Source organism: Dialister sp., assembly GCF_036343215.1.
Classification (GTDB): Bacteria; Bacillota; Negativicutes; order Veillonellales; family Dialisteraceae; genus Dialister.
This window is the reverse complement of record NZ_JAZASU010000003.1, coordinates 73,368-98,925: the sequence shown is the minus strand read 5'-3', so window position 1 is coordinate 98,925 and position 25,558 is coordinate 73,368. Positions and strand designations below refer to the sequence as shown.

The window sequence follows — 25,558 nt, the reverse complement described above, 5'->3', positions numbered from 1 at the left end:
GCCTTCGATGGTTCCATCATTGACGCTTCTGTGGGTGACTTCGATGCAGTCCGGAAGATTTTCATCGGAAATCGCATAGCCATGGTTCTGGCTCGTAATATAGACCCGTCCGGTGCGGAGATCCTTGACCGGATGGTTGGCGCCTCTGTGCCCGAAGGGCAGCTTGAAAGTATGGCCGCCAAGGGCGGTGGCCAGCATCTGGATACCCAGGCAGATCCCGAAAATCGGGCGAACGCCAATCAGTTTCTTAACTGTTTCTACTACATAAGGCACATCCTGGGGATCCCCCGGTCCGGGAGAGAGGAAAATGCCGTCCGGATTGCCCGCCATCAGTTCTTCTGCTGAAGTATGGGCAGGGAATACATGGACTGTGCAGTCATTGGCTGCCAGGCTGACAAGAATATTTTTCTTGAGGCCGCAGTCCAGAAGGGAAACCTGGTATTTCCCATTTCCGTAAGTATAGGGATAGGCTGTGGTGACTCTTTCCACCTGGTCATGATGGAGGGGTTTTGCCAGTTCTGCCTGAATAAATTCTTCACTTCTGTCAGCGCTCACGATGACCGCCTTCATGACGCCCTGGGTACGAACCATGCGGGTTACGGCACGGGTATCCACATTGTACAGGCAGGGCACACGATAGCGTTCAATGAAATCAGTGATCTTTTCCCTGCATTCCCAGTTGCTCGGATGTTCCGCAATCTGGTCAAGCACATAGCCCGCAGCAGCCGGCTTCCTGTTCTGCATGAAAAGGTCATTGGCCCCATAGTTGCCGATAAGCGGGTAAGTCAGGGTCAGGATCTGGCCTTCATAGGAAGGGTCGGTAAAGCATTCCTGATACCCTGTCATGCCGGTATTGAATACGAGTTCCCCCAGTCCTTCCACGGTACCGAGGAGGTCGCCTTCAAAACGGGCTCCGTTTTCCAAAACCAAGAGTCCTTTCATTTCAGCACCTTTCCTTCTTTCATAACGATTTCGCCATCCACCACAGTGAGGACTGCCTTACCCCTGAGGGTAATATCTTCAAAGGGAGTGAAAAGCGCTTTTGTATAGAGATCTTTGCCGTGAACGGTCCATTCTTTGTCCGGATCAAAAACTGTCACATCTGCCGGAGCTCCTTCTTTCAGGATGCCTCCTTCTATACCGAGCAGTTTTGCGGGGTTCACGCTCATGAGTTCCACGATTTTGTCCAGGCTGAAACCATTTTCATGGTAGAGCACGGTGAGAACTGCAGCCAGGGACGTTTCCAATCCCGCAATGCCGTTCGGCGCGCAGTTGAAAGGCACGTCTTTTTCTTCATTGCAGTGAGGCGCATGGTCCGTCATGATGGCATCGATGGTCCCATCTTTCAGGCCTTCTATGAGGGCTTTCCTGTCATCTTCCGTGCGGATTGGCGGAGCCATCTTGAAAGCAGTATTATAACCTTTCAGCCATTCATCGGTGAAATACAGATGCTGGGCTGTGACCTCGGTGGAGCAGTTCACGCCTTTTTTCTTTGCTTCCCGGATCAGGTCCACTGCCTTTCCGCTGGAAACATGGGCGATGTGGATATGGCAGCCCGTCAGCTCGGAGAGGAGAAGATCCCTGGCTACGGCGATATTTTCACCTGCTGCCGGACGGCCGGTGACACCCAGACGGTAGGAAACTTTTCCTTCATTTATGAAGCCCTGGGCGCACATGGTCATATCTTCCGCATGGTCGATGACCATTTTGTGGAGCATATCCGCATATTCCATGGCTCTTCTCATGAAATTGGCATTTTCCACATAGTGTCCGTCATCAGAGAATGCCACAGCTCCTTCAGCTGCCATGTCTCCCATTTCGGAGAGCTGTTTTCCTTCCAGATTTTTGGAAACAGAACCGATGACGCTGACTTTGACTACGCCCACATCTTCTGACCGTTTCAATACATCCCGGAGAACAGCCGCGTTATCAATGACCGGCTTTGTATTGGCCATAGTTGCCACATGGGTAATTCCCCCTGCGGCAGCAGCCTGAGTCCCAGTGTGGATATCTTCTTTAGCTTCCTGCCCCGGTTCACGGAGATGGACGTGCATATCGATGAGTCCCGGAGTCACAATGAGACCTTTGGCATCAAAAACTTCCATTTCACCCGATGCAGGAATATCTTGTTCAATTTTTCTGATAACCCCGTTTTCGATGAGGATATCTGCGATTTCATGCTGTTTTCTGGCCGGATTGACCACCGTGCCGTTTTTAATTAAGAGCATCAATGTCTTTACCCTCCGTCAGTGTCAAATATTCAAGAGCCATGCGTACGGCTACGCCGTTCCTGACTTCTTCCTGAATCCAGGACTTTTCGTCATAGGCCACGTCGAAACCGATTTCAATTCCCCGGTTCATGGGGCCGGGATGAATAACGGCCACGTCCGGTTTGCAGAGAGCCAGCCGTTTTTTATTGATGCCGAAGAGCCTTGCATATTCTCTGGTGGTAGGGATAAAACCTGCAGCCGCCCTTTCAAGCTGTATACGGAGAATATTGATAGCATCTGCATCTTTCAGTGCATCTTCCAGATTGTCATCCACAATGCAGCCCATATCTTCCAGTTCTTTTGGCACCAGGGTTCTAGGTCCCACGAGGTGAACTTCCGCCCCCAGTTTGGAGAAGCCGTAAATATCGCTTCTTGCTACCCTGGAATGAAGGATATCGCCGATAATGACATATTTCATGCCTTTAATCTTCTTGCCCGCTTCCTTCATGGTAAAGAGTTCCAGAAGTGCCTGGCTCGGATGGGCATGGGCACCGTCGCCTGCATTGAGGACAATCGGAACCTTCACTTTCGGGCTCATCACTTTGGATGCAAAAAGAGCGGCCCCCTCTGACGAATCACGAATAATCACTGCATCCACTCCCATTGCGGAAACGGTAAGCAATGTATCTCGCATGCTTTCACCTTTCGTCATCGAGCTGCCGCTCTTTGTGATATTGATAACATCGGCTCCCAAATACTTACCGGCAAGCTCGAATGAACTACGGGTTCTGGTAGATGCTTCGGAAAACACTGTTACAATGGATTTCCCTTTAAGAAAATCTTTTTTCTTGTTCTTGGATAGCACAATCTTTTTCATCTGTGCTGCTACGTCAAGGATCCGTTCGATTTCTTCGGCTGAAAAATCTTCCAGTCCAAGAACGGAACGGCCCTTAAGTGAAATCGCGCTCATACCGGCCTCCTGTTTTTAATACAAATAAGTTATCTCTATAATCATAAAAGGTACAGTGTACTTTTTCAATAGTAATTATATTAATTTTATATTACATAAATTTTACGCTCAGGCCTTGTTATTTTCAATCACGGGGCAGGAAATACTATCTCCGCAGGAAAGGCGGACTGCCGTTTCAATGACATGGGCAAACGCTTTCGGTATTTCTTTTTTCGTCAGCCTTTCGCCCAGAGCCCTGCCGATGATGACCCCTTTATTTCCATAGAGCCAGGCAAAATAATAAAATTCCAGAGCTTCCTGATTCCTGGGGTTGATATTTTTGAGTTTTACCGGAGGATAGTAACCTTTCGGCAGACCAAGCTTTGCTCCGGCTTTTTTGATAAGTGCCGTATTGACCGCATCTCCCGCATCTTCCACATCACCAATCACTGCGTCGAGAATTTTGCGGTTCCGGGCTGAGAGGCATGCTTTCACCACGTCCATTTCATAGCAGATATAGTCCGTAAAGAAAACATAGGGCGAATTGTTTTTCCCACCGATCACGTCCCGGTCATAGAGGCATACGGCAGGGATATGGAAACGGCGCACCAGCTGGGCAATTTTGGAAATAGAACTTTCCCCTCTCGCATTGATGAGGCAGATGCCATGATAATCAAAATTAACGCCCAGGGTCCTTGCGAAATAGCCGAAGGACCCGTATTCCGTTTCCCCTTCCACCAGGATGGTGCATTTGGAATAAAGGGCTTCCTTCACTTCCGGGAAATGCATGATCAGGTGTTTTTCTATTTCCCTGTCAAAATGGAAAGACGCGCCGCAGGCGGCCTGGACTTTCTTCTTATCATCCCAGTAAATGCGGATGATCTGACGGTAATCATTGACCAGGGCATCGGTGGAATGGGTCACCACGAAAAGCTGGCCATTGAGACCGTCCACTCCCAGCATGGTCTTTACCATTTTCAGGAAGAACGGTTCCTCATTGCCCAGGATGGAACGGCAGAAGGCAAGCATGGCCCGCTGCAGGTAGGGATGAAGGTGAAGTTCCGGTTCATCGATGCTGACCGTCACCGGCAGGTATCTCCTGCCCTTTTTATCGTTAATCACCATATTTTCAAAGGAAATAGCCCGGCTTTCCTTTTTCTTCAACATTTTGATGAGGAGGGAAATGCCCACTGCAATCATGAGCTTCATAGTGGAGTCATAAGAGGAACCTACCGTAAAGCTCTGGAAAATCTCGCTCATCAGCATAAGGGCCGCTTTATGGGAATCATTGTCCGGCAAATCGAGATGAAAGCCGCGCTCATTGAGGAGCGTTTCCACTTCCTTCACATGATCCGGTGCGGCCATGTAATTTTCAATGATGGAAAGGGTCTTCATCATTTCCCCTTCAGAAAGCATATTTCTCGGCACTTCATCCAGCTTGAAATCCATGTAGAAAAGGCAGCGCACATATTCCAGGGGAAGCTCCCTGCCATCGTCTTTATTGTAAAGGCGGGGCACTACCTCCCGGATATGCTGGGCAAGCTCCAGATGAAGGGTCTCATCCAGACCGTTATCAGAGGAAGAAAGGGTCATTTGAACGCGGATGGGTTCATCGGGATTGAGAAAATCATTTTCCCGGAAACCGAAGCCGTGGGTCACGTCTTTCAAAAGAGTGAGGAAATTGCTTTTCCCGATATTATTATCCCCTACGATGTAATTCACCCGGTCATCAAAGTGAAATTCCACATGCCGGAAAGTACGATAATTTTCAACGACCATATGAGAAATAAACACGGTCATCCCTCCTTTCCTCTCTCTGCTTTATATTTATTATATCATGACTGTTATTTACTTTTTGATCCGATTTAGCAGAAAATGAAAACAGCCTGCTTTCAGGTCAGGCTGTTTTTCAGATTCACTTTTCAGATTATTCTTTTTCAAATGGATCGTCTTCCGGGTTCCGGTTGTTCAGAATCTGGTCCAGGGTCTTCATGGGACACATGGAGCCGCACATGGTGCAGGTGGCTTCATCTTCAGGAATGGAGCTTTCCCGGTAACGTCTTGCTTTTTCAGGATCGATAGCAAGGGGAATCATGGATTTGAAATCCACTTTTCTTCTGGCCCAGCTCATTTTTTCATCCCAGAGGGCTGCGCCTTTGACACCTTTGGCAAGGTCAGCGGCATGGCAGGCAATTTTGGAGGCTACGATGCCTTCATGGACGTCATTCAGGTCCGGCAGACGGAGATGTTCGGCCGGGGTGACATAGCAGAGGAAATCAGCTCCTGCAGAAGCAGAAAGGGCTCCCCCGATAGCTGCAGTAATATGGTCATAGCCTGGTGCCACGTCGGTCACAATCGGTCCTAAAACATAAAGCGGTGCGCCATGGGTCAGTTTTTTTGCCACTTCCACATTCATGCGGACGTCGGAAATGGGCATATGGCCTGGGCCTTCCACCATGACCTGGACTCCGGCTTTTCTGGCACGGACGACTAGTTCTCCCAGATTGATAAGTTCGGAAATCTGGATGGCATCAGTGGAATCATGTCCGCTTCCGCTCCGGCAGCCATCCCCCAGGGACAGGGTGACATCATATTTCCTTAGAAGTTCCATGAGCCGGTCAAACTGTTCATAGAAAGGATTTTCTTTCCCATGCATGTACATCCAGGCAAAAAGGATGGAGCCGCCGCGGGAGACAAGGTTCGTGATTCTCTTATTTCTCATGATATGCTTTGCCGTTTCCCGGTTCAGGCCTGCATGAATGGTCATGAAGTCCACGCCGTCCCTGGCATGTTTTTCAACTACGGAAAAGAGATCATCCGCCGTCATATCTTTGAGTCCTTTGTGAAGGACCCCTTTGACGTCATACATGGGAACGGTGCCGATGGAGGCAGGGCTGTTCTTTACCAGCCACTGACGGAAGGGTGCCGTTTCGCCAAAGCAGGAAAGGTCCATAATGGCTTCGGCTCCCATTTCCCAGGCCATTTTTGCCTTGGCCTGTTCCGTGTCATAGTTGCAGACATCGGAGGAAATGCCAAGATTCACGTTCATTTTCGTACGAAGGCCTTTGCCAATGGCATAGGGATGAAGGGACGTATGGTAAATATTGGCGGGAAGGACGATGGTCCCTTCCGCTATCCCTTCCCTGATGAATTCTGCTGATACCCCTTCGTCCAGGGCAGCTGCACTCATTTCTTTTGTGATGATTCCGTTTCTTGCCGCTTCCAGCTGTGTCATAGTTTCCTCCAGTAAAAAAAGCCTGCTTCTGCAGGCTTTGAACAATCCCATAAGCTTCCTTACGTCGGTATGAACCGCATCAAGTTCAAAGGGTCGGTTTCCCTCTCAGTCATAAGACTCCCCCAGCATGAATTTATTATAGCACGAGGAGACAAAGGGCTCCACGATTTTTATTCAGGCAATAAAAAAGTTGAAACCGAAGTTTCAACTGATGGTTCAAATGGTGCCGAGGACCGGAATCGAACCGGTACGAATCTCACGATTCGAGGGATTTTAAGTCCCTTGCGTCTGCCAGTTCCGCCACCCCGGCAGGTTTATATATGAAGACTGTTATAGGTAAAATATGGAGGCGGCACCCAGAATCGAACTGGGGATAAAGGTTTTGCAGACCTCTGCCTTACCGCTTGGCTATGCCGCCATATGGAGCGGAAAACGGGACTCGAACCCGCGACCCCAACCTTGGCAAGGTTGTGCTCTACCACTGAGCTACTTCCGCACTGGCGACCCGGATCAGATTTGAACTGACGATCTCCGCCGTGACAGGGCGGCATGTTAGACCACTACACCACCGGGCCGCACGTAAGTTACTTGAATAGTATATCCATTTTCGCCCCTTTTGTCAAGGGATGGAAAAAAATCATGGAAATGCCGACAGAATCGGGGAAATCTGGTTTTTATGAAATAAAGAATTCGTAAAATGTTTCAAATTCAGCTGGAAAACCCGATCAATCTCCATAGAAATTCCTATCATGGGATCCTGTGACAGGCTGCCGGGGTTTGAACCGGACGGAGATTTTGAAATTTCCTCAAAGGAAATAGGACTTTACTCTTCCATTTCCTCGAGGGCCCATTCCACTTCGGAAAGGGGAATCCTTTCCTGCTCCAGCCGCCAGCCATGGTCATGGACTTCTTTCCAGGCCATTTTTTCGGATACCGTGAGGTTGTCCGGAATGGATGCGGTATTTCCCGTATCTTTGATGGAAGGATCCACGAAGGAAAGAAGGATATCCCGGTCCATCAGGAAAGATTTCACATGGGGAATCAGATGACGAAGAGCACTTAAGATATTGAATCCGTCGGAATCGAGGTCGCCCCAGTAATAGACTTCTTTGCCTTTAAGCCAGGGAGCCTTTCTGGCAAGCTCCAGCACCCCGTAACCCATGCCGAAAAGGATGAGACTGTCTCTGCAGTCGGGAAACGTATAGCCGTTCACTTTGTTCTCCGTGATGAAAATCCGTTTCTGGGGCGGATTGAAATCTTTGACTTCGTCATTGGAGAGGAAAAATTTTCTCATTCCAAAGAATGTGATGGAGGGATCCAGGCTGCGGGCGCAGATATCGGGCACAGGGACGGCTTTGACGAAGAAATGCCGTTTCATTTCGTCATTATTCTCTACAGGCCTCTCGGGGAAAAGACTGTTCCAGAGGGTGCGGAGAAGGAAGCTGTGATTTTCAAGGAATTTCGTATCCACCCCGGGAATGGAAGCCTCCCGCAGATACTGATGAGTTCCTTCATCCTTTTCGAGATACTCCGCTATGGCAAAGCAGAGGGGATAAAAATCTTCTTCCCTGATCCGAACGTAATAATGAATGAACCAGTCCCGAAGTTTTGGATTCTTTGTTTCCACCTCTTTGAGACGGCCGAGAAATTCATTTTTCTCCTTTTTCATGCGCAGAAGGGCAAACCCGTCTTCTGCCGTATCTATAAAAACGCGGACCGGCAGGGTCTGGCGGCCGAAGGTTTTCGTGTTTTTCCTTCCCTCGTCAATGCGCCAGAGGGGACGAATGCCGTCTTTCACAGGGTTTCTCCAGTAATCGGACCAGGAAAGGAGGCTCCCCCAGTCATCTTCTGTTTCTTCCGGTCTTTTCAGGACCATGCGGAGCCAAGGGCCCTCTTCCTCCGTGACGAGACCTTCATAGAGGCTTCCTTTCTCCTCCTGTTTTTTCAGTTTTTTGAGAAGTTCCCCATCATACTGTCTTCTTCTCATGAGCAAGGAATTCCTTTCTGTATTCGCCGACTGTCATATTGCGAAGTTCGGACTGTCTCATTTCATTCTGGCTCACATAGCCCAGATTGGAAATAAAGGGTTCAATGACAGGAATCTTGGCCAGCGGGGTCACCACGAGAAGCTGGAGTCCCATCTTCCGGAAAAGGGAAAGACCGAATCTCGCTGATTCATCAGAGCTCTTGAGGAAGGCTTCGTCGATAACGGTAAAGCGGAAAGTGGGCAGTCTTCCGCTGCCTTCAATGCCAAAGCTGTAGACAAAGGAGGCAGCCAGGATGGTATAGGCCAGTTTTTCCTTCTGTCCCCCGGACTTGCCGGAGGAATCGGTATAATGCTCGAATTCCTCCCCTTCCGAGCCGTCGGAGCGGCGGATCCGTTCCGATACGGCAAAGGTAAACCAGTTTCGTACGTCCGTGACGAACCGGGTCCACCTCGTATCATCTTCCGCAAAGCCCGGCCGGCTGGCGCTGAAGCGGTCCAGGATTTTTTCTATTTCCAGGAATTTTTCCTCATTGTAATTGTCTTCGGTGCCATAGACGGCGCTGTCCGTGCATTTGCGGAGTTCCTGCCGGAACGTCCTGATTTCCTGATTCGTGGTCTCGAGGCATTCGATTTTGATGTAATGGCCTTCGTTATAGTCCGTATCATAAAGAGAATGGTTGATTTCGTCGATTTTCCCGGTAATCGTATCTCTTGTGCCCAGAAGTTTCGACTGGAAAATGGCCATGTCCTGGATCGTGTTTTCACGAAGCCGTTTTTTAAATTTCGGAAGAAGTTTAGGCAGATCGTCTTCCTTAATCCGCCGGAATATTTCTTTGTACTCATTCCGGTTGGCCCCGTTCATTTCGGTGGTCAGGTTCGGATCCGACTCATTGTGCTCGGTGAGGTAGCGGAGGTACTGATTCATTCTCTTCATGGTTTCCTCGGTATGAAGTTTTTCTTCCGCCTCGTTCTTACTCCTGTTTTCACGAATCCATTTCCCGTACTGTCCTGTCTTGTCGCCCATGGATTTCAGGGTGAAGAAACCTTTCCCGATGATGTCCTGCCGGTGTTCATCCAGAAGGGCAAAGGCCTTTGTCTGAACGATTTCCGGCGTCTTGGAGAGAATGGTTTCCACCACTTTCTTCCTGGCCTCGTGAGTTTCAATCTGATTCAGGATCCTGCCTTTTTCGCTGCGGGCTTCGTCCATGGTGTGCCGGTTTTCAGCGAGTTCTTTCTGCAGTTTCTTGATTTCCACTTCCAGACGGGAAAGGACGTTGTCATTGGCAGTGAGGCTCTTAATGAGCGATTTCTGCTCTGCCACCCGTTTTTCAAAAGAATGCTGGTCGATGTCTTTGAAGTTATCCGTTTTGAGAAGGGATTCCGCTGCATTCATCCTGCCGATGCAGAGGTCTCTTGCCCCTTTCAGCTTCTGTACTTCGGCGGCCGCTTTTTCACGGTCTTTCGCAAGGGCAGCCAGTTCTTTCGTGATGAGGACGATTTTCTCTTTATTGGAAAATCCCAGCACATAATGACGACGGTCATCAATGCGGTACCGGTCATCCTTCTTATGTCTTCTCCCCTGGGATTTGATCTGGCCTTCCGGGGAAATGGCAAAGGGAGCTTCAGAGAATTCCCCGGCCGTATCGGCGCAGATATGGTCAAACCGGTGATAAAGTTCCGATGCCAGCCAGGCGGCATAGGGAGAATCTTTTTTAATATTGAGTTTCCGGGCCGCTGCCTTTTCAGGAAGATCTGCCATGGCTACGGGTCTTGTATATTCGTCTACCCGGTAGTAAACGATGCGCTGTTTCAGGAAATGATGCTCCATCCAGCCAATGACTTTTCCATAAAGGGACTCCGGCACCAGCATGGATACGCCGAATTCAGAAAGGAGACGTTCCAGGGCCCCCTCCCATTTCTGCTGGGACGGCTTCACTTCCATAATTTCCCCGGCAAAGGGCATATCACTTTCCGGCACCACGAGATCCATGGCCAGCTGATGACGGATTTCAATGAATCTTTCAGGAATATTGGAATCCCGTTTTTTCAAAGATTCCAGTTCACTCCTGTCCTGGCCTATTTTTTCTACGATATCCCTTTCCCGGCTGTCGGCTTCAAATTTCTTCTCATCCAGCCGGTCATAGTCGTTTTTCAGTTTTTCAGACAGTTTTTCCGCCTGTTTCCTGATATCCATGAATTCATCCAGGCTTTCCGGAAGGGACAGGCCGATTTTCTCTGCCAGCAGGCGGAAAGCGGAAGCATTTCTTGTCACCAGGCGAAGGTCCTTTTCATAGGCCGACAGGTCCCTTTTGGCGCTGTCCAGACGGGCGCCGCCATTTTCCCACATTTCCTTTTTCTTGTTATCCATATCGTTGGAAATATGGATGGAATCTTCTTCCAGCGATGTAAGGCGGCGGTTGATGTCATTTTCCAGACGATGGCATTTCTCCAGTTCTTCATCCAGCAGTTTTTTCTCTTCCCTGGCCAGATAGGATTCGGTCCCTTCGGCCATGAGGTCATACTGCTGCCCTTTCAGGATGCATTCATCCACTTTGGCAGAGGCATCGATTAAAGGTGCCAGGATATCCATTTTCTCCCGGTCCCGCACGATGGCATCATGAATGCTCTTCAGATCATGGAAACGGGTTAGAAGGTGCTGGATATTGTTTTCCATCTCATTCATATCCACTTCGCCCAGCATGTTTTTGCGGACGAAATCGGTGATGCCGTTCACTTTTTTCATGGAAACGGTCTGCTGGAAAAGGTCCAGCGCATTATCCTGGACGATGCCGAAAAGGGATTTGAATTTCACCGCATAGCTGCTGTATTCATTGAACAGGTGGACGCCATATTCTTTTTTCAGTTTCTTCTTCAGGTCCGTGATATTCTTGCCGAAATTGCCGAAATTTTTCTTTATGGAAAGATTCCGTTCCGCTGCCACATAGAAACGGGAAGGTTTGTCGCTCCCCGGGGTGAAATAAAAGACCTGGGCCAGGGTCACCCGGGTGTCATTCATGTCATCTCCAAACACTCCGAGGATGACGGAATACTGGTTTTTATCGCGGAGGGCCACCGGTTCTTCCACCCCTTCCGCATTGTTTCTCTTCGCATAATAGCCGCGAACATAGGAGTTGAGGGATCTTTCACGGCTGCTGGAGTCAGCGGCCTTATTGTAGGTGATTTTCTGCTGGGGAATGAGGAGCGTCAGGATGGCATCGACCAGGGTGGATTTCCCGGAACCGATTTCACCGGTGAGAAGGGAAGTCTCTCCGCCCAGCTCAAAAGGCCATACCGCGCCATCAAAAGTGCCCCAGTTGTACACTTCCAGCCTTTTCATGCGGAAACCCGCCTGTACATCGCCTCTCCGGGAAGCAGGATTAAACAGGTTCATCTTTCTTATCCTCCTCTTCCGTTTCCTTCATGGAAATACCATTTTCTTCCATGTATCGTTCCATTTCCCTGTTAAAGCCGGACAGCCATTCCGCATCCACCAGACGGCGCAGGATGGGCTGTACTTCAAATTCCTCCTCGTTGTCCTTAACGGGCATCAGGATTTTCATTTCCAGGGCTTTGGAAATACAGCGGTCGATGGAATTCGTAAATTTCACTTCATCCGTGACTTCCGGGAAATAGGGCTTCATGCGGCGGACCATGTCTTCTTCCCGCACCACCAGATTTCCTTCTCCCGTGGCACTGTCGTATTCATTGATTTCGTTCCGGAGGAGCACTAGAAAAAGGCTCATGCGGAAAGAGAGGGGCTGGCGCTTCACCAGGTGGGGCAGTTCATCCCCGTCATTCTGCTTCAGGAACGCATAGCCCCCATCCTCATCAATGACCAGGGAGAGACCGATTTTTGCCATGTACTCATCGATAAGGTACTGTTTGCTCATGATGGTATTCCATATTTCCGCATTCCCATTTTTCATGACGATTCCGGAAAGCAGGCTGATCAGGGTTGTCGAAAATAGAGTCTCCGTTTTATCCATTCATATTCTCCCTTTTAAACAGGATCCGTTCCATCAGCACGAAACGGCTGCGGCCATCGATTCCCGTGAAAAATATCCGGTCCTTTACGGGCAGGAACTGGTGATTTTCTTTCTTTGCGATTTCCAGATAGGCCAGAAGCTCCAGGAGCCCCTTCTCCAGGGGATAGGCATCGAGCACTTCCTTCAGCGTCACCTGACGCCTGGTTTCCAGCAAATCCTCTATATGCTGGCGGAGAAGCGGCTTATCGATATAAACCTGATTGAAAATGGCTTCCAGGCTTCCGGAATACGTTCCTTCTTTGAGCGCATGGGCATCCAGTTCCATTTTCACCGGGGGCATATGGAGAGTCCTTTCCATGGGAAGGTACACCGTGGGCGCCGCGTCATTGAGAAACATGAAGTCTTTCTCCTTCGGTTCGAAGCCTTTCATGGCCAGCGCTTTTTTCTCCACCCCTTTGATCTGGAAATAAATATTTTTCTTTTCCTGCAGATTGTTTTCATTGACGTACCAGCTGATCTGCTCGGAAAGTTTGGCTATCGTTTCCTGCACGTCTTCCGCCCCGTCCACCCAGGCTGAACGGATATGAAGGGCATCGTAGCGGTTCGTCTCCCGGGCAAGGGCTTTCAGCCTGAGGATTTTCTTCATGGTTTCGTCAAAATCCTGCTGCTGGGAAAAAGCCATGAGATAGTCGAAGAAGGCATGGAAGCTCTTTCCCTGCTCTGATTCCTCAATAATTTCGCGGTCCGCGATGAACTGCTCCAGAAGGGCTCCCTTGCCATGTTCCCATTCGTTCACTTCATCCCGGAATTCCATATAAATCTGCTGGAATTTATCTTTCACTTCACGGAAATCGGACAGGATGCCATTGGCAATATCCACGGCTTCCATGAATCGTTCTTTAATCTGTACGTCGTCCAGGACATCCACTTTGCCGCCCTTTTTTAGAAGGGCGATTTTATTTTCAATTTCTTCCTTCTGTGCCTCCAGATATTCCAGTCTTGCTTTCTTTGACGGATTGGCCTGGTGCTCGATTTCATGGAGCAGGTGGAAGAAAGTATGAAGTCTGGATTCGGTGCCGATGAAAGACCGGCTCTTGAGGCTCTCCAGCCATTCCACCGCTTTCTGGGCCGGCGCAGTCAGGTCATAGCAGGTAACCCGGTTCTGATAAAACCGCCGAAGCCAGCGATGATCGCCGTCGGACCATTTCCGAAGGTAAAAACGTGCCTCATCAGATAAGCTTTCCTCAGGTGGTATTTCTTCCTTCATAAAGCTGTGCTTTTCCTCTAGGAAGGCACGCATATCCAGGACCAGCCGGGCCTCGGGAAGATTTCTCACATTATTTTCAAGTAATTCATGATATAAAAATGCGCAGCAGAAAGGGGCATCGTCTGATGCCAGCAGTTTCCAGGAAGGACTGTTTCCCCGGAGGAGGGCCAGATTTTCCTGCGTCATGAATTCATCTTTAGCCATAAGATCACCTGTAATCAGAAATTGGAGGGGAAGGAATCGGATTTCACCGTTTCTCCCACCGGGACAGTAAAGAAATCGTCATCAAACTGCTCTCTTGCCATCTTGCGGAGAACGCCGTAATGTCCGGGTACGATATGAAGCTCTCCTTCCACCAGTCTGACGAGAGGAATAATGTATTCCTTTACCGGTTCGATATCGTAGCAGCCGGTATCGATGATATAGAAATCATGAATCACGGAGTACAGCTTCATGAGGTACATTCTTGCTTTGGTTTCGCCCATTTTCTGTTTCAGCTTATCAAAGTCGATATCCGATTCCTTCATGAATTCCATCCATCCTTCCGTGAGGAAGACGCCCATCATGTCCCGTTTCAGGTCTTTCAGGGAATCCCCGGAAAGGAGAATGTCCAGGCAGTCTCTTGTTTTCGGATAAATGAGGGGAGCCGTGGTGGCTTTGATTCCAATATTTCCACCCCCGCAGCCCGTCGTGCAGACTACGATCCTGTCAATATTATAGAAATGATCCACCGCATTCTGTACATAGTGATGGAGGGCCTTCGGGTCCCGGTGAAGTCCGGGAGGCATGAAATAGACGACTGCCTTTGAATTTTCTTCCTTCATTGCTTCTTTCAGTTCAACCCCAAGAGTGGGGCACGCAAGAATCACGGTACCAGCCATAGTTACACCTCTAAAACATATAAAGAACAGCAATCCACATGAGGGCAGTCACGGCCGCTCCCAGAAAAATCACCATGTACGGACTGTCCTTTTCCTTCTTTCCCAAAACGGAATGCCAGGACCAGAGGGTCATGAGAAGCCCCAGAGCAAGAAATATGAAATTGAGCTCCATGCGGCGCCTCCTGTATATAATTTACCTATTTTATTTTGACACATAAAGAATCATTTGTAAAAGGAAAAGACCGTAACCATGAAAAAATCGTGAGACCGGAGTCTCACGATTTCAAAAAGATTTCACCGTTTCATGCAGTGCGCTTTTTTCAGAAGCTCCGCATTGATTTTCTTTCCTGTCGCCGTCATGGCAAGGCCGGCGCGGCTCGTTTCCTTCAGTTCCACCGGAAGCCTTCGTCCGATATCTCCCATGGCTTCAATGACTTCATCTGCAGGGATCACGCTTTTTATCCCGTTCATGGCCATATCGACAGCTGTCATGGCATGGACGGCATGAAAAGCGTTCCGCTTCACACAGGGCACTTCCACCAGTCCTCCCACGGGATCACAGGCAAGGCCAAGGATATTTTTCAAAGCCAGGGCAAAGGCATTGGCCATTTCTTCATTGCTCCCCCGCAGCAAATCGACTCCTGCCGCCGCAGCCATGGCACAGGCTGTCCCGCATTCTGCCTGACATCCCCCTACGGCTCCGGCAATTGATGCTTTTTCTGCAACCACTTTGCCAAAACCGGCAGCGGTAAAGAGTGCACGGGTCAGTTCGTCATCGCTGCAGTGACTTTCTTCTCCCACTGCCAGGATGACGGCAGGAAGGATTCCGCAGGAACCCGCCGTAGGACAGGCCACGATTCTGTACATTTTCGCATTGGCTTCGGCAATGGCCAGGGCATAGGAAGCTGCCTTTCGATTGATGGGGCTCAAAAACCGGAGGCTCCCGTTATACAGTCTCGATGCGTCGCCGCCCACCAGGCCGCTTGCTGATTTGCCCGTATCCGTGAGCCCTTTTTTGATGGATTCCCGAAAAACGGGAAGCATCCTCTTCATACGGCTCCAGACGGCTTCCGCGCTGCTCCCCGATTCTTCCGCCTCTATCCGGCAGGCAATGATGCCCGGGGAAACGCTGTCCCGGTCTGCCATGATCAGGAGTTCTTCCAGGCTGTGATAAGTTTCTACCATGATGACCTCCTCAAATCAGATCCAGTGACAGGGTGGAAATAATATTGCTGTTTGTATTTTTTATTTCCTCACAGAGGGCTTTGGAAATATGGCGGTCCGTATGGATGATCATGACGGCCTCATCATTCTTGTTCCTGAGAAAGAGCCGCATGGTGGTAATATTGATATGTTCTTTTGCAAAAACAGCGGTCACATCGGCCACGATTCCCGGAACGTCATGATGCCTGGTGAGGAAAGAATATTCTTCTCCCGTTATTTCCACATCATAGCCGTCAATGGACGTAATGAGGATTCGTCCTCCCCCAAGAGAGCGGCCGACGACGGTGACCGATTTGCCGGATATGCCGGTTTCTTCAATTTTTGCCACATTGGGGTGACCCATATCTTCATCGGAAAAAGCAAACTGTATGGAAATCCCCTGCTCTTCCGCAAGATGAATGGAATCCCGTATCCGGGTATCATCGGGCGTACAGCCCATGAGGCCGGCCACCAGGGCGCGATCCGTACCATGACCCCTCCCGGTCTTTGCAAATGATCCATAGAGAGTGATTTTTGCTTTTTTCACCGGTTCCCCAAGGATTCGTCTTGCTGCCAGGCCGATACGGGCAGCTCCCGCCGTATGGGAGCTGGAAGGTCCGATCATGACGGGACCGATGATGTCAAAAAGGCCCATATTCTTTTCCTTTCTCAAAATAAAAATCTGCCGCAAGCGGCAGATTTTGCCTCAACGTGAATGGCTTTCGCCTATCCATCATCGAATGGTTATGAAATTATTTCACTTCTACAATTATACCAGTTTACATCCAGTGACTCAAATCAAAGTCTTCCCCGATGGTTTCGCGGATGCAGATCTTGGCGATATACATGCCCATAAGGGTGAGGGAGGACCGGCGGATCATGCTGGTATCCCAGATATCCTGCAGTCTGGAAAGGTCCGGAGAAATTTTGTCCAGGATGGATGCCATTTCTTTCCTGTCATAGGGAACCGGTCTCGATTCCAGGATGGCCAGAAGATTTCTCCTTGTCAATTCATCGTCCATGCCCATATCGTCAAGAAGTCCGGAAAGGGAAGATTCGTCCACTGCCGCCGGTTTCATATAGGAATTATACAGGCTCGCCACAAGGGTTCCTTCCGGCCAGTCTTTGTACAGGGAGATAAGTTCTGCTTTCATACAGCCCCGGAAGGAGAAAATGAGGGGATAGGAATCATGGAGTACCTGTCCGAAGGGAATATCCTTGTTCTCCAGGGATACGCAGTGCAGGTATTCCAGCTGCTGATAACCCGTGTATTCGTCAGGAAGTTTATTCAGGAAGGGAGTGATGTATTTTTCCGTATATTTTTTAAGGTGCTCTCCGTCCACATTGTCCGTATTTCTGGAATAATGGAAAATGAGGAGCAGGGAAAGGGCATGGAATTCGCTTTCTTCCATGCGGGGCATGGCTTTCAGGGCATCATAGGCAAGGATCGTCTTCGTATCGGAACGGCTGCCATGAGCCACATCGGAAAAAGCATCCGTCACCATTTCCATGACTACGGGGGTCGGCATCATCACATAGGTCCGCTGGGCATTCTGCAGGGCTTCCTGGACCATAATATGAGTCAGCGTATCTACGGCTTCTTTCCCTGACATATGGAGTCCTTCGATCAGGTGTCTTGTCACTTTCCGTGTATCCTGCTCAACCGTCGTTGAAACGGCGCCGTAACGGTTCAGGAAGTGACGGATGAAATATTCTTCCAGCGTGGGAAGATCCGGCATGGAGGAAAGAATACGGGGTTCCGGTTCCGCCGGAAATGGCCCGGTGGCCGCATTGGAGGAGAAGGCGTCGGCCGATTTGGATTCGCCGAAATCTTCTCTTGTAAACACTTTCGTTTTTTCATTATCCTCCGGTTCGGAAGATTTTTCCTGGTGATGAGGCACATGGATGATACGGGTGGCCTCATCCACAACCGGCTTCTTCGGCTCTTCTCTTTTTGCCTTCCGGGGACGGGGGATTTCCATCGTCGGTTCATCAGATGGCATTCCTTCCGCTTTTTCCCTTTTCGGCAGACCGCAGATCACGAGGTAGGATAAAATCATAAACAGCAGCGCCACGGCTGCCAGAACAAGATACGGTAATATAACCATGAAATCTCCTGTTTTAAAAATATACACAAAATTCAGTACTATGGTATCATATTTCTAAAATGACTTCAATGATTCATTCCCTGCCCATGAAATAAAATATAGTGGAGGCTCCCATGGAAATTCTTCCTCTCTCTTACCCCGGCAGCCGGCTTATGGTAACGCCGGAGGTGCTGATGATTCAGTTCGATAGATTTCAGAAATCCCTGTCCACCGCCATTTACGGCGGCGGGTTCAGGACGATCCGTTTTGCCCTGAATCAGAAACTGACAGAATTTTATCCCTCGGAAAAGGATTTCCCGGGAGGTTCGGTGAAAGGCTACCTGAAACGCTGTGCCGAAAAGGCCGGAGCCTGCCCTGAGGAAAGTACCGTTTTGCTGACGGCGGCCAAAGTCAATCTTTATTCTCATAAAATCATCCGAAGCGGTGATATACTGGTCGAATCCGTCGTTACGGGAGGAGTGGAAAAGACGGCCTGCCGGGCCTCTTCCCCTGCTCTCTATCGGGAAAAAGATGGAAATTTTGGACCCATTGGCACCATCAATATGATGATCCTTCTCCATGGAAATCTTCCCGAGGGCATCATGGCCCGGGCCCTCATCACCCTGACCGAAGGAAAAACGGCAGCCCTCCAGGATCTGGGAATTGCCGACGTAAACAATGGAAAGCCGGCCACGGGGACAGGAACCGATGGCATTACATTCATATGCAATCCGGAAGGACCGGCCTATACCGATGCCGGCCCATTTTCAGAGCTGGGATCCTCCCTGGCCCGGGCGGCCTACGAATCTGTCACGGAATGCGTACGGGACATCGACCACCCCTGGAATGCGTCCCCTCTCCTTGCCACACCTCCTGCCATCGATCTGGAAAATCTCAGGCGGAAAAAGGACTGAACCTTTTATTTCCTTTTCATAAGGAATTAGACAAAATCCTGAACCTTTGCTATGATAGAAGAAATAATCTTTTTTGAAAAAGGAGCTGGTACGGCATGCCCTATGACGAGCGGACCATGGAAGAATTGAGTGAATCAGCGGAAATCACCCCTATGGCGATCCAGCTGGAAGTGAATCTGGAAATATTCAATACCATTCATAACCTCCTCTGTGCCATGAAAGATGAAATGGAAGTGAAACCGCAGGACGAGGCCCGCCTCTACAGCCTGTGGATGAGCACCATCCGCGAAATGTCACTGATTGAAATCCGCAAAGGACACGGCCTTGCCATGTCTACCCAGGTAGGCATGCTCCGGGAAGCTTACAATATCGAGACCCGCTACATGGCGGACCAGATATTCTGTCCGGTCAACCCCATCCTCATCAAACAGCTGGCCAGGAAAGAAAGCGCTTTCACCCCGGAAGAAATGAATGCTCTTTTTGACAGGACCGTATGGCCTGCCATTTCCCATAAAAAGACAGGAAATAAAAAACACCCCATGGCCTTCATCATCGCCGGGCAGCCCGGGGCAGGAAAGACCAGGATGTCTTCCATGATCATCGATGAATACAATGGCGATATCGTCCAGTGCATGACCGATAATTTCCGCGTTTTTCATCCGCATTCCCAAAAGCTCATGAAGAAATACGGCCAGTACTGCGCTTATTTCTCCATGGACCAGGGACAGTACCTGTCAGACCTCACCATGAAGAAAGCAGCCGCAGGCCGTTACCATATCCTTCAGGAAGGGTCTCTTGAAAACGTGGCCCACACGAAAGAATATATTTCCTACCTGAAGAGCATGGGCTATGAAATCTGCGTGCTCCTCCGGGCCTGCCCGAAGAAGGAAAGCTGGAAAGCCATCCATCAGCTCTTCCTCCAGCAGCGATTGAAAGCGCCGGGACTTTCCCGCCTGATCACGAAAGAACATCACGATAAAGCCTGCACCGCTTTCCTTTCCGCCACAAACGAGCTCATTTCCCAGAATCTCATGGACCGGCTCATCATCAAAAGCCCGAAAGGCCTTCTCTATGACAGCGATGACATGCCTACGGAAAGGGTCGGAGAACTGCTGGCCAAACGGATGGTAAAATAAATCGATTCCAAACTGTGAAAATTTATTTTTCACAGTTTTTTTGAAAGGAGATCCCATGAGCAAGGCAAAAGAGCTTTTGATCAAAGCCGCCCACGACCTGGGCCTCCATGCCTGTGGAGCGGCAACGGCCCTCTTTCCTCCTCTCCTGAAAGAAAAACTGGAAAAGGCAGGCCCCATCCCCTTTGCCCCGGCGGATACGGAAAAACGGCTTCACCCGGAAAATCTCCTTCCCGGAGCCTCCTCTTTCTTCGTCCTTCTTTTCCCCTATAAGGCCGAAGAGGAACGTAAGGCCAATATCGCCCTCTATGCACGGCCAAAGGATTATCACGTCATCAACCACCGGTACATGGAAAAAATCATTCAAACCGTTCAGGAGGAATTTCCGGAAGCCCGATTTTACGCCCTCACCGATACTTCCCCCATGGTGGACCGGTGGCTCGCCTGGTCGGCAGGTCTCGGATTCTTCGGGAAAAATCACTGCCTGATCCATCCCCTTTACGGTTCCTTTGTCACCATCGGCGCCATCCTGACCACCCTGGAACTGGAGCCGGATCAGCCTCTTTCCCTTTCCTGCGGAGACTGCAGTCTCTGTGAAAGAGCCTGCCCCGGGAAAGTCATTGGCCGGGAGCCCTTCCGGCCATCCCGCTGCAAATCCTGCATTACCCAGAAAAAGGAAGACCTGACGGATGTGGAAATAGAAATCCTCAAAAAAACTTCCCTTATCTTCGGCTGCGATGAATGCCAGAAATGCTGCCCTTTCAACAGGAAAGCGCCTCTCTCGCCGATTCCCGAAATCCATGAAAACTGTATTTCCTGCCTCTCCGGTGAAGAACTGGAAAGCCTCTCCAACCGCGGTTTTGACAGGAAATACAAAGAATACGCCTTTGCCTGGCGGGGCAAAAAGGTGCTTCTCCGCAACTGGCACATCATTCATGACAAATAAAAAATCCTGCTCCCGGAGAGACAGGATTTTTTATTTCACTTCTTTTCCGCTTCGTAAAGCAGGTGGACGCCGCCCTTTCCCACAGGCTCTGCCTTTTTCAAAAGGTATGCCTTTGGCAGGAATACGTCCGTTTCCGCCGTTCCTTTCTGGTCATGATTGCCTTCCAGATAGGGCACGATGACCTGGGAAATACCGTCTACCACTCCGGCCTTGAAGAAAGCTCCGTTAATGGTGGCCCCGCCGCAGAGGACCAGGGTTTTCACGCCGAAAAGTTCATGAATCTTCACCAGGCTGCCAGGAATGTCCAGATCATGTTCACCGGCAAAGATATAAGAAATATTTTTACTTCTGAGGTACGCCAGGAATTCTTTCGGCACTTCCCGTGTCACCACTTCCACCACCTGTTTATCGCCGGAAAGAGGCCCTTCCCAGGCGCATTTGCCATGGCGGTCAAAGCAGAATAGATATTTCCTGTTTTCACTGACCACAGGGAAATCGCCCTCCGGCACATCGGTGTCTTTAAAGGCGCTGTAATCTCCGTCTCCCCCGGCCAGGTACAGGCAGGCCGTATAGGAGCCTGTCCCTTCCGCATCCCCCAGAGTCGGGATCAGTTCGTCATAGACTTCCCCGCAGGCGCCGGTCAAAGGGGCGTCGGCAAAATAGCCTTCGATTTTCCCGTCAATTGAAATCATCATGTGAAGAATTACTTTTGCTCTTTCCATCATTTAATCCTTTCTGACTACTGTTTCATGAAGTTTTGTGCCATCCGGAAGATATCCGGTGAGTTTTATTTCCTGATCCGTCACTTCCAGAATGGAATAATTGTCCGTCTCCGGCTGTGGTGCCACATATTCATCCAGTTCATGCCGTTTCCAGAGTCCCGGATAACGGACGTTGCCGGAAAGACCGTCAATGACATAGACAGGGCCTTTTTCGGACCGTTTGAAATCATAAATCCGTCCGCGGTCTCTATAGGTATGAAGATGAGCCGACAGCACCAGGTCTACGCCATTGGCATCAAAGACAGGCATGAAAACATTTCCTTCTTCCGAAAATCCTTCTTCCCGGTGCGGCCTTCCTTCATCGGCAAAGCCGTACTGGAGCGGATCCTTGTGCATGAGGACGACTTTCCATTTCTTCTTTGTACTTTTTAAATCCCTGTCCAGCCAGACTTTCTGCTTTTCAAAAAGGTCCGGCAGCCATTCTCCTTCTTCCCGAAGATTCGTATCCAGCACGGCAAAGTGGACTTCGCCCCAGTCAAAGGAGTAATAATGACTCTGATATTCTTTATTTCCATTGGACGGGAGGTTGAAATGGGTCAGGTATCGCTCAGGCATATGATTTTTCCAGTCCAGTGAATAAGCCTCATGATTTCCCAGTGCCGGCACCACGGGAATACCTGAAATTGCGTCTTTCACGTCCGAAAACCAGGTCTGCCACTGGTATTCATCTTCCCCGTTATCCACCAGGTCCCCCAGGGCGATGAAGAAGGAGGCATCGGGATTTTCCTTCCAGGCATGGGCAAAGAGATTTTTCCAGTCCCTATAGTCCGAGCTCTGGGAGTCCGAGGTGACAATGACCTTGAAATCTTCGCCCCCATCGGTTTTGAGAGGATACCAGCTGCTCACCGTATCCCCTTCGCGGGTCCTGTATTCATAATCTTTTCCTTTTGCCAGATTGTCAAGGTACGCCGTATAGACGGTGCCATCCCTGATGCCATTGTTTCCTTTGAGCCCTTTGGAGGAAGCGGAGACGGAATAAATGGGTTCCGTCCCTTTTTCCCTGTATTCCAGGCTGTTTTCATGATCCGTGGGAAGTTCCCACATAATGGTGCGGCCCTTCCTGTTGTCTCCCGCCACCACCTGATGGACATTGAAGGGCTTCATGGTTTCCCTGACAGGGCCCGATGAAACCCTGGAAGAAGGATTTTGCGCGGCGCTGCCCAGATTTTCTCCGCAGCCTGCGAAAGTACCGGTCATAAGCCACAGCGCCAGCAGGGCTGCCATCCATTTCCCCTTCATCGGGCTGCATCCTCCTTTAAACCCTCTATCCATCTTTCTATTTCTTCGTCTCCCGTGAGCCGGTTGTTCTTCTTGTAGGAAACATGAAACTGACCTGCCACGCGGGCTCCTTTTTCTTCCAGTTTCTTTCTGAAATCAGAAAGCGTATTTTTCGGCTGCCCGCCGTCAGTGGAAAAAGTGTACACTTTCTTTCCCCTGAAGTCATGGGTATCCAGAAATACCTGCATGGCCGGAGCCATGGTGAAATACCAGGTAGGCGCCCCCAGGATGAGGATATCGTAGTCATCCAGATGGTACGGAATTTCTTCAATGTCCGGCCGGCGGCTCCTGAGCTTGTCAAACCCCGCCTGCAGGACCGTCATGCCATAGGAAACGGCATAGGTCTTCTTTGCGGTGATGGAAGCCATATCGCCGCCTAAAGCTTCATGAATCTTTTTGGCCAGCTCTTCGGTGTGGCCGCTCTTGGAATAATAAATTGTCAATATTTTCATAGTACTCCCTCTTTCTCACTCCCTTGACGGGAGAACCTCTATTTTTTATACTGAAATCATCTTAAAGTATATTTTAATCCTTAAAGCAAACTTTAAGTCAAGTATTTCACAAGGAGGCTTTTATGCTCTATACTGCCGGGGAAGCCGCAAAGATTCTTGATATTCCGGTCTCCACCATCCGTTATTATGACAAGGAAGGACTCCTGCCGGATCTGGAACGTTCTGCCGGAGGCATCCGCATGTTTCGGGAAAAAGACATTTCCGAACTCAAACTCATTCAGTGCCTCAAGAAAACAGGCCTTTCCCTGAAGGGCATCAAAACTTTCGTCAATCTCCCTCCGGAAAGTCCCGAAACCATCAGTGAAAGACTTTCCATCCTCACCCGCCAGAAGAAAGTGCTGGAGGAAAAGCAGAAAGAACTGGATACCATGATGAATGTGGTCGATTACAAATTATGGTATTACAGGACTGCGGAAAAAACAGGGACCTTTCCCCTGGATTCCTCTTTCCCGGAACAATTGCCGGAGGATTTGAAAAAAGGCTATGAAACCCTTCACTTCATTCCTTCCGGTCCGCTGAAAAAATAAATCTTTCCACCCTGCCATCATCATAAGGCAGACTGCGCTTCCTGTCTAATACCTGATGTCGCAATCCCATAATGCTTTTTGGGCATTATTTCCAAAACAAAAAGACTTCCGCCAGGCGAAAGTCTTTTTATTTTACATGTTCCGGTGAGGATTTTCCTTTGCCTGGAATTCCTCAGCCTCCAGTTTATAGACTTCGATGGAATTCACATGACCATCGGTGATTTCCCAGTCTTTCCCGGAAATCTGCTTCATGAACCGGGTCATGATGTCCCTTTTTTCCTCCGGATCTTCCACGATGGTCACCCGGCCGCTTCCAATGATGCTGCCATAATGGGTGGTATACCGGCTGGGATTCTGATCGTGAGGAATGACATGATTTCCCGTATCCATTTCAAAACCCGCCCGGTTGTCTTTCCGGATCAGGTCCCGTTTGAGCCCGCCCCTGGCGCCATGGAAATACAGAGTCAGTTTTCCTCCCTCATATTCATAGCTGTAGTTCACGGGAACCACGAATATGCGGTTCTCATCATAAAGGCCCAGATGGACAATGCCGCATTTGTCCAGGATGGCCCGGATTTCCTCTTCCTCCGTCACCAGACGGTCTTTCCTTCTCATGGGATGCATAAAATTCCTCCTTTTGCTGATTATGAAATATTTCTTATATTATAAAGAAAAGCCGGAAACAAAGACAATGTTTCCGGTAAAATTTCATCCTTTATTTTTCTTATTCTGCAAGTCCAGCTTCCGCTGCACCACCCGGAGGGCATCATCGATTTCCGCCGGAGAGATGACCTTCGAAAGTTTTCCTGGCCTTTTTTCTTCCATCCCCTTGAGGTCCAGGTCCTGGGCATTATAGGGATCATCCATTTCCGTCAGGTTCACCCAGTATTTCTTTGGCAGGAAATTCATCCGCTCCTTCGGGTTCCTTCTTTCCTGAATCCCCATGTGGCGATAGTAATTCCGCCAGAGCTGACGGAAATCTTCCTCATCCCTGCTGTATTTCAGATTCTTTTGAATTTCCTCCACCGTGACAAAAGAAACCTTTTCCCCGTTATACACGGCTGCTTCATGACGGTTCACGTCATAAATGGCCCAGCATTTCGCCGATAGGCGATCCTTGAAATGGACTGCGAGCACCGGCAGGATCCGGTGGGTGGGATTGATGGCCGCATAGAGAAGGCCGTCCTCCAGCTCACTGAACCGCAGGATCCCCCGGAATTTTTCCGTTTCATTGCCCACTTCCCGGCACATATCAAGCACATCCATGACCCAGCCTTCCTTTTTGTGGGTGTAGATATTCTTCCCCAGGCGGAAACCTTCCTTCATGAAATTGAAAATCTTGAGTTCCCTGCCCTCATCATCGGACAGATAGGCCCTGTACATCCATCGCAGCGCTTCTTTGCCGCAGGATTTCTCAAAGGCCGCCGCCACTTTTTCTGCTTTCAGGAAATTGGTCTTCACCACATATTCTTTGCCGAACAGCCTCATTTCCCCTTTCATGGTGGAAATCCCTTCCAGCTGGCTGGTGCCGAAGTAATAAATTTCATACACCGCCGTAAGAAATCCGGGGTAGCTGTCGTCATAGAGGAAATACATGTTATGCCTCCTTCAACTTCGAATATAATTGCTTCTACAGATATAGTCGAAGGATTTCAATTTTA

Annotated in this window: 23 protein-coding genes, 4 tRNA genes and 1 riboswitch; of the genes, 4 read left to right on the top strand and 23 right to left on the bottom strand. The window is 49.6% G+C overall.

Annotated features, from left to right (window positions below; all coding sequences use genetic code 11):
* The 18 genes from carA to VZT47_RS02335 all read right to left on the bottom strand — a co-directional run.
* The coding region (gene carA / locus VZT47_RS02420; protein WP_330223387.1) for a glutamine-hydrolyzing carbamoyl-phosphate synthase small subunit at positions 1–942 on the bottom strand (942 nt) is incomplete at its 3' end.
* Complete coding sequence (locus VZT47_RS02415) at positions 939–2,231, bottom strand: dihydroorotase (protein ID WP_330223386.1); 1,293 nt, start codon at positions 2,229–2,231, stop codon at positions 939–941. The genes VZT47_RS02415 and carA, both read right to left, overlap by 4 nt.
* Complete coding sequence (locus tag VZT47_RS02410) at positions 2,215–3,180, bottom strand: aspartate carbamoyltransferase catalytic subunit (RefSeq protein WP_296953430.1); 966 nt, start codon at positions 3,178–3,180, stop codon at positions 2,215–2,217. Before VZT47_RS02410 ends, VZT47_RS02415 begins: the two co-directional genes overlap by 17 nt.
* 108 nt (positions 3,181–3,288) lie before the next feature.
* The gene (locus VZT47_RS02405; RefSeq protein ID WP_330223385.1) at positions 3,289–4,953 is read right to left on the bottom strand and encodes an ATP-dependent nuclease; all 1,665 of its coding nucleotides are present in this window, start codon (positions 4,951–4,953) and stop codon (positions 3,289–3,291) included.
* A 133-nt stretch (positions 4,954–5,086) separates the two neighbouring features.
* Positions 5,087–6,394 (bottom strand): phosphomethylpyrimidine synthase ThiC, encoded by a 1,308-nt coding sequence (gene thiC / locus VZT47_RS02400; RefSeq protein WP_330223384.1) that lies wholly within the window; start codon positions 6,392–6,394, stop codon positions 5,087–5,089.
* 39 nt (positions 6,395–6,433) lie between these two features.
* Positions 6,434–6,528: riboswitch (TPP riboswitch) on the bottom strand.
* Positions 6,529–6,615: 87 nt separating this feature from the next.
* Positions 6,616–6,704: transfer RNA gene (locus tag VZT47_RS02395), tRNA-Leu, on the bottom strand.
* 34 nt (positions 6,705–6,738) lie between these two features.
* Positions 6,739–6,812: transfer RNA gene (locus VZT47_RS02390), tRNA-Cys, on the bottom strand.
* A 3-nt stretch (positions 6,813–6,815) separates the two neighbouring features.
* Positions 6,816–6,890 (bottom strand) — tRNA-Gly (locus VZT47_RS02385).
* Between the two features lie 2 nt (positions 6,891–6,892).
* Positions 6,893–6,969, bottom strand: a tRNA-Asp gene (locus VZT47_RS02380).
* 248 nt (positions 6,970–7,217) lie between these two features.
* On the bottom strand, positions 7,218–8,381 hold the full coding sequence (locus VZT47_RS02375) for a Wadjet anti-phage system protein JetD domain-containing protein (RefSeq protein ID WP_330223383.1): 1,164 nt from the start codon (positions 8,379–8,381) through the stop codon (positions 7,218–7,220).
* Entirely contained in the window at positions 8,362–11,772 is a 3,411-nt protein-coding gene (locus VZT47_RS02370; RefSeq protein WP_330223382.1) for an ATP-binding protein, read from the bottom strand. Before VZT47_RS02370 ends, VZT47_RS02375 begins: the two co-directional genes overlap by 20 nt.
* Complete coding sequence (locus VZT47_RS02365) at positions 11,759–12,367, bottom strand: DUF4194 domain-containing protein (protein WP_330223381.1); 609 nt, start codon at positions 12,365–12,367, stop codon at positions 11,759–11,761. The genes VZT47_RS02370 and VZT47_RS02365 overlap by 14 nt, the downstream gene beginning before the upstream one ends.
* A complete protein-coding gene (locus VZT47_RS02360; protein ID WP_330223380.1) occupies positions 12,360–13,838 on the bottom strand; it encodes a DUF3375 domain-containing protein in 1,479 nt (492 codons plus the stop codon). The genes VZT47_RS02365 and VZT47_RS02360 overlap by 8 nt, the downstream gene beginning before the upstream one ends.
* A 14-nt stretch (positions 13,839–13,852) precedes the next feature.
* A complete protein-coding gene (locus tag VZT47_RS02355; protein WP_330223379.1) occupies positions 13,853–14,515 on the bottom strand; it encodes a DUF1638 domain-containing protein in 663 nt (220 codons plus the stop codon).
* A 10-nt stretch (positions 14,516–14,525) separates the two neighbouring features.
* A complete protein-coding gene (locus VZT47_RS02350; protein WP_330223378.1) occupies positions 14,526–14,687 on the bottom strand; it encodes a hypothetical protein in 162 nt (53 codons plus the stop codon).
* A 122-nt stretch (positions 14,688–14,809) separates the two neighbouring features.
* Positions 14,810–15,700 (bottom strand): L-serine ammonia-lyase, iron-sulfur-dependent, subunit alpha, encoded by an 891-nt coding sequence (sdaAA, locus tag VZT47_RS02345; RefSeq protein WP_330223377.1) that lies wholly within the window; start codon positions 15,698–15,700, stop codon positions 14,810–14,812.
* A gap of 10 nt (positions 15,701–15,710) precedes the next feature.
* Positions 15,711–16,391: an L-serine ammonia-lyase, iron-sulfur-dependent subunit beta gene (gene sdaAB, locus VZT47_RS02340; protein ID WP_330223376.1), complete on the bottom strand. Its 681-nt coding sequence runs from the start codon at positions 16,389–16,391 to the stop codon at positions 15,711–15,713.
* A gap of 106 nt (positions 16,392–16,497) precedes the next feature.
* Positions 16,498–17,826 carry an LPO_1073/Vpar_1526 family protein gene (locus VZT47_RS02335; RefSeq protein WP_330223375.1) on the bottom strand — a complete coding sequence of 443 codons (1,329 nt, stop codon included), beginning with the start codon at positions 17,824–17,826 and terminating at the stop codon, positions 16,498–16,500.
* A gap of 113 nt (positions 17,827–17,939) precedes the next feature.
* On the opposite strand from VZT47_RS02335, the gene VZT47_RS02330 reads away from it, so the two are divergent.
* From VZT47_RS02330 to VZT47_RS02320, 3 genes are all read left to right on the top strand, one after another.
* A complete protein-coding gene (locus VZT47_RS02330) occupies positions 17,940–18,719 on the top strand; it encodes an adenosylcobinamide amidohydrolase (RefSeq protein ID WP_330223374.1) in 780 nt (259 codons plus the stop codon).
* A 95-nt stretch (positions 18,720–18,814) separates the two neighbouring features.
* Complete coding sequence (locus VZT47_RS02325) at positions 18,815–19,855, top strand: zeta toxin family protein (protein WP_330223373.1); 1,041 nt, start codon at positions 18,815–18,817, stop codon at positions 19,853–19,855.
* A 55-nt stretch (positions 19,856–19,910) separates the two neighbouring features.
* Complete coding sequence (locus VZT47_RS02320; RefSeq protein WP_330223372.1) at positions 19,911–20,798, top strand: epoxyqueuosine reductase; 888 nt, start codon at positions 19,911–19,913, stop codon at positions 20,796–20,798.
* Positions 20,799–20,833: 35 nt separating this feature from the next.
* Here the strand turns inward: VZT47_RS02320 and VZT47_RS02315 are convergent, their stop codons facing one another.
* Genes VZT47_RS02315 through VZT47_RS02305 form a run of 3 tightly spaced genes read right to left on the bottom strand, consistent with a single transcriptional unit; the run spans position 20,834 to position 23,310 of the window.
* Positions 20,834–21,523: a dihydrofolate reductase family protein gene (locus VZT47_RS02315; protein ID WP_330223371.1), complete on the bottom strand. Its 690-nt coding sequence runs from the start codon at positions 21,521–21,523 to the stop codon at positions 20,834–20,836.
* Complete coding sequence (locus tag VZT47_RS02310; protein ID WP_330223370.1) at positions 21,524–22,819, bottom strand: metallophosphoesterase family protein; 1,296 nt, start codon at positions 22,817–22,819, stop codon at positions 21,524–21,526.
* Positions 22,816–23,310 carry a flavodoxin family protein gene (locus tag VZT47_RS02305; RefSeq protein ID WP_330223369.1) on the bottom strand — a complete coding sequence of 165 codons (495 nt, stop codon included), beginning with the start codon at positions 23,308–23,310 and terminating at the stop codon, positions 22,816–22,818. Before VZT47_RS02305 ends, VZT47_RS02310 begins: the two co-directional genes overlap by 4 nt.
* A gap of 122 nt (positions 23,311–23,432) precedes the next feature.
* Here VZT47_RS02305 and VZT47_RS02300 point away from each other — a divergent pair, with 122 nt between their 5' ends.
* Positions 23,433–23,897 (top strand): MerR family transcriptional regulator, encoded by a 465-nt coding sequence (locus tag VZT47_RS02300; protein WP_330223368.1) that lies wholly within the window; start codon positions 23,433–23,435, stop codon positions 23,895–23,897.
* Positions 23,898–24,029: 132 nt separating this feature from the next.
* Here VZT47_RS02300 and VZT47_RS02295 read toward each other — a convergent pair whose 3' ends face one another.
* Together VZT47_RS02295 and VZT47_RS02290 are read right to left on the bottom strand one after the other, a co-directional pair.
* Positions 24,030–24,521 carry a pyridoxamine 5'-phosphate oxidase family protein gene (locus VZT47_RS02295; protein ID WP_330223367.1) on the bottom strand — a complete coding sequence of 164 codons (492 nt, stop codon included), beginning with the start codon at positions 24,519–24,521 and terminating at the stop codon, positions 24,030–24,032.
* An 84-nt stretch (positions 24,522–24,605) separates the two neighbouring features.
* Positions 24,606–25,493 (bottom strand): TIGR03915 family putative DNA repair protein, encoded by an 888-nt coding sequence (locus VZT47_RS02290; protein WP_330223366.1) that lies wholly within the window; start codon positions 25,491–25,493, stop codon positions 24,606–24,608.
* Positions 25,494–25,558 lie beyond the last annotated feature (65 nt).

What these genes read in the sequence shown, in the direction of transcription:
- VZT47_RS02410 (WP_296953430.1), bottom strand. Translation starts at nt 3,180, where the DNA reads ATGAGCGCGATTTCACTTAAGGGCCGTTCCGTTCTTGGACTGGAAGAT.
- thiC (WP_330223384.1), bottom strand. Translation starts at nt 6,394, where the DNA reads ATGACACAGCTGGAAGCGGCAAGAAACGGAATCATCACAAAAGAAATG.
- VZT47_RS02375 (WP_330223383.1), bottom strand. Translation starts at nt 8,381, where the DNA reads ATGAGAAGAAGACAGTATGATGGGGAACTTCTCAAAAAACTGAAAAAA.
- VZT47_RS02370 (WP_330223382.1), bottom strand. Translation starts at nt 11,772, where the DNA reads ATGAACCTGTTTAATCCTGCTTCCCGGAGAGGCGATGTACAGGCGGGT.
- VZT47_RS02365 (WP_330223381.1), bottom strand. Translation starts at nt 12,367, where the DNA reads ATGGATAAAACGGAGACTCTATTTTCGACAACCCTGATCAGCCTGCTT.
- VZT47_RS02360 (WP_330223380.1), bottom strand. Translation starts at nt 13,838, where the DNA reads ATGGCTAAAGATGAATTCATGACGCAGGAAAATCTGGCCCTCCTCCGG.
- VZT47_RS02355 (WP_330223379.1), bottom strand. Translation starts at nt 14,515, where the DNA reads ATGGCTGGTACCGTGATTCTTGCGTGCCCCACTCTTGGGGTTGAACTG.
- VZT47_RS02350 (WP_330223378.1), bottom strand. Translation starts at nt 14,687, where the DNA reads ATGGAGCTCAATTTCATATTTCTTGCTCTGGGGCTTCTCATGACCCTC.
- sdaAA (WP_330223377.1), bottom strand. Translation starts at nt 15,700, where the DNA reads ATGGTAGAAACTTATCACAGCCTGGAAGAACTCCTGATCATGGCAGAC.
- VZT47_RS02335 (WP_330223375.1), bottom strand. Translation starts at nt 17,826, where the DNA reads ATGGTTATATTACCGTATCTTGTTCTGGCAGCCGTGGCGCTGCTGTTT.
- VZT47_RS02330 (WP_330223374.1), top strand. Translation starts at nt 17,940, where the DNA reads ATGGAAATTCTTCCTCTCTCTTACCCCGGCAGCCGGCTTATGGTAACG.
- VZT47_RS02325 (WP_330223373.1), top strand. Translation starts at nt 18,815, where the DNA reads ATGCCCTATGACGAGCGGACCATGGAAGAATTGAGTGAATCAGCGGAA.
- VZT47_RS02320 (WP_330223372.1), top strand. Translation starts at nt 19,911, where the DNA reads ATGAGCAAGGCAAAAGAGCTTTTGATCAAAGCCGCCCACGACCTGGGC.
- VZT47_RS02315 (WP_330223371.1), bottom strand. Translation starts at nt 21,523, where the DNA reads ATGATGGAAAGAGCAAAAGTAATTCTTCACATGATGATTTCAATTGAC.
- VZT47_RS02310 (WP_330223370.1), bottom strand. Translation starts at nt 22,819, where the DNA reads ATGAAGGGGAAATGGATGGCAGCCCTGCTGGCGCTGTGGCTTATGACC.
- VZT47_RS02305 (WP_330223369.1), bottom strand. Translation starts at nt 23,310, where the DNA reads ATGAAAATATTGACAATTTATTATTCCAAGAGCGGCCACACCGAAGAG.
- VZT47_RS02300 (WP_330223368.1), top strand. Translation starts at nt 23,433, where the DNA reads ATGCTCTATACTGCCGGGGAAGCCGCAAAGATTCTTGATATTCCGGTC.
- VZT47_RS02295 (WP_330223367.1), bottom strand. Translation starts at nt 24,521, where the DNA reads ATGCATCCCATGAGAAGGAAAGACCGTCTGGTGACGGAGGAAGAGGAA.
- VZT47_RS02290 (WP_330223366.1), bottom strand. Translation starts at nt 25,493, where the DNA reads ATGTATTTCCTCTATGACGACAGCTACCCCGGATTTCTTACGGCGGTG.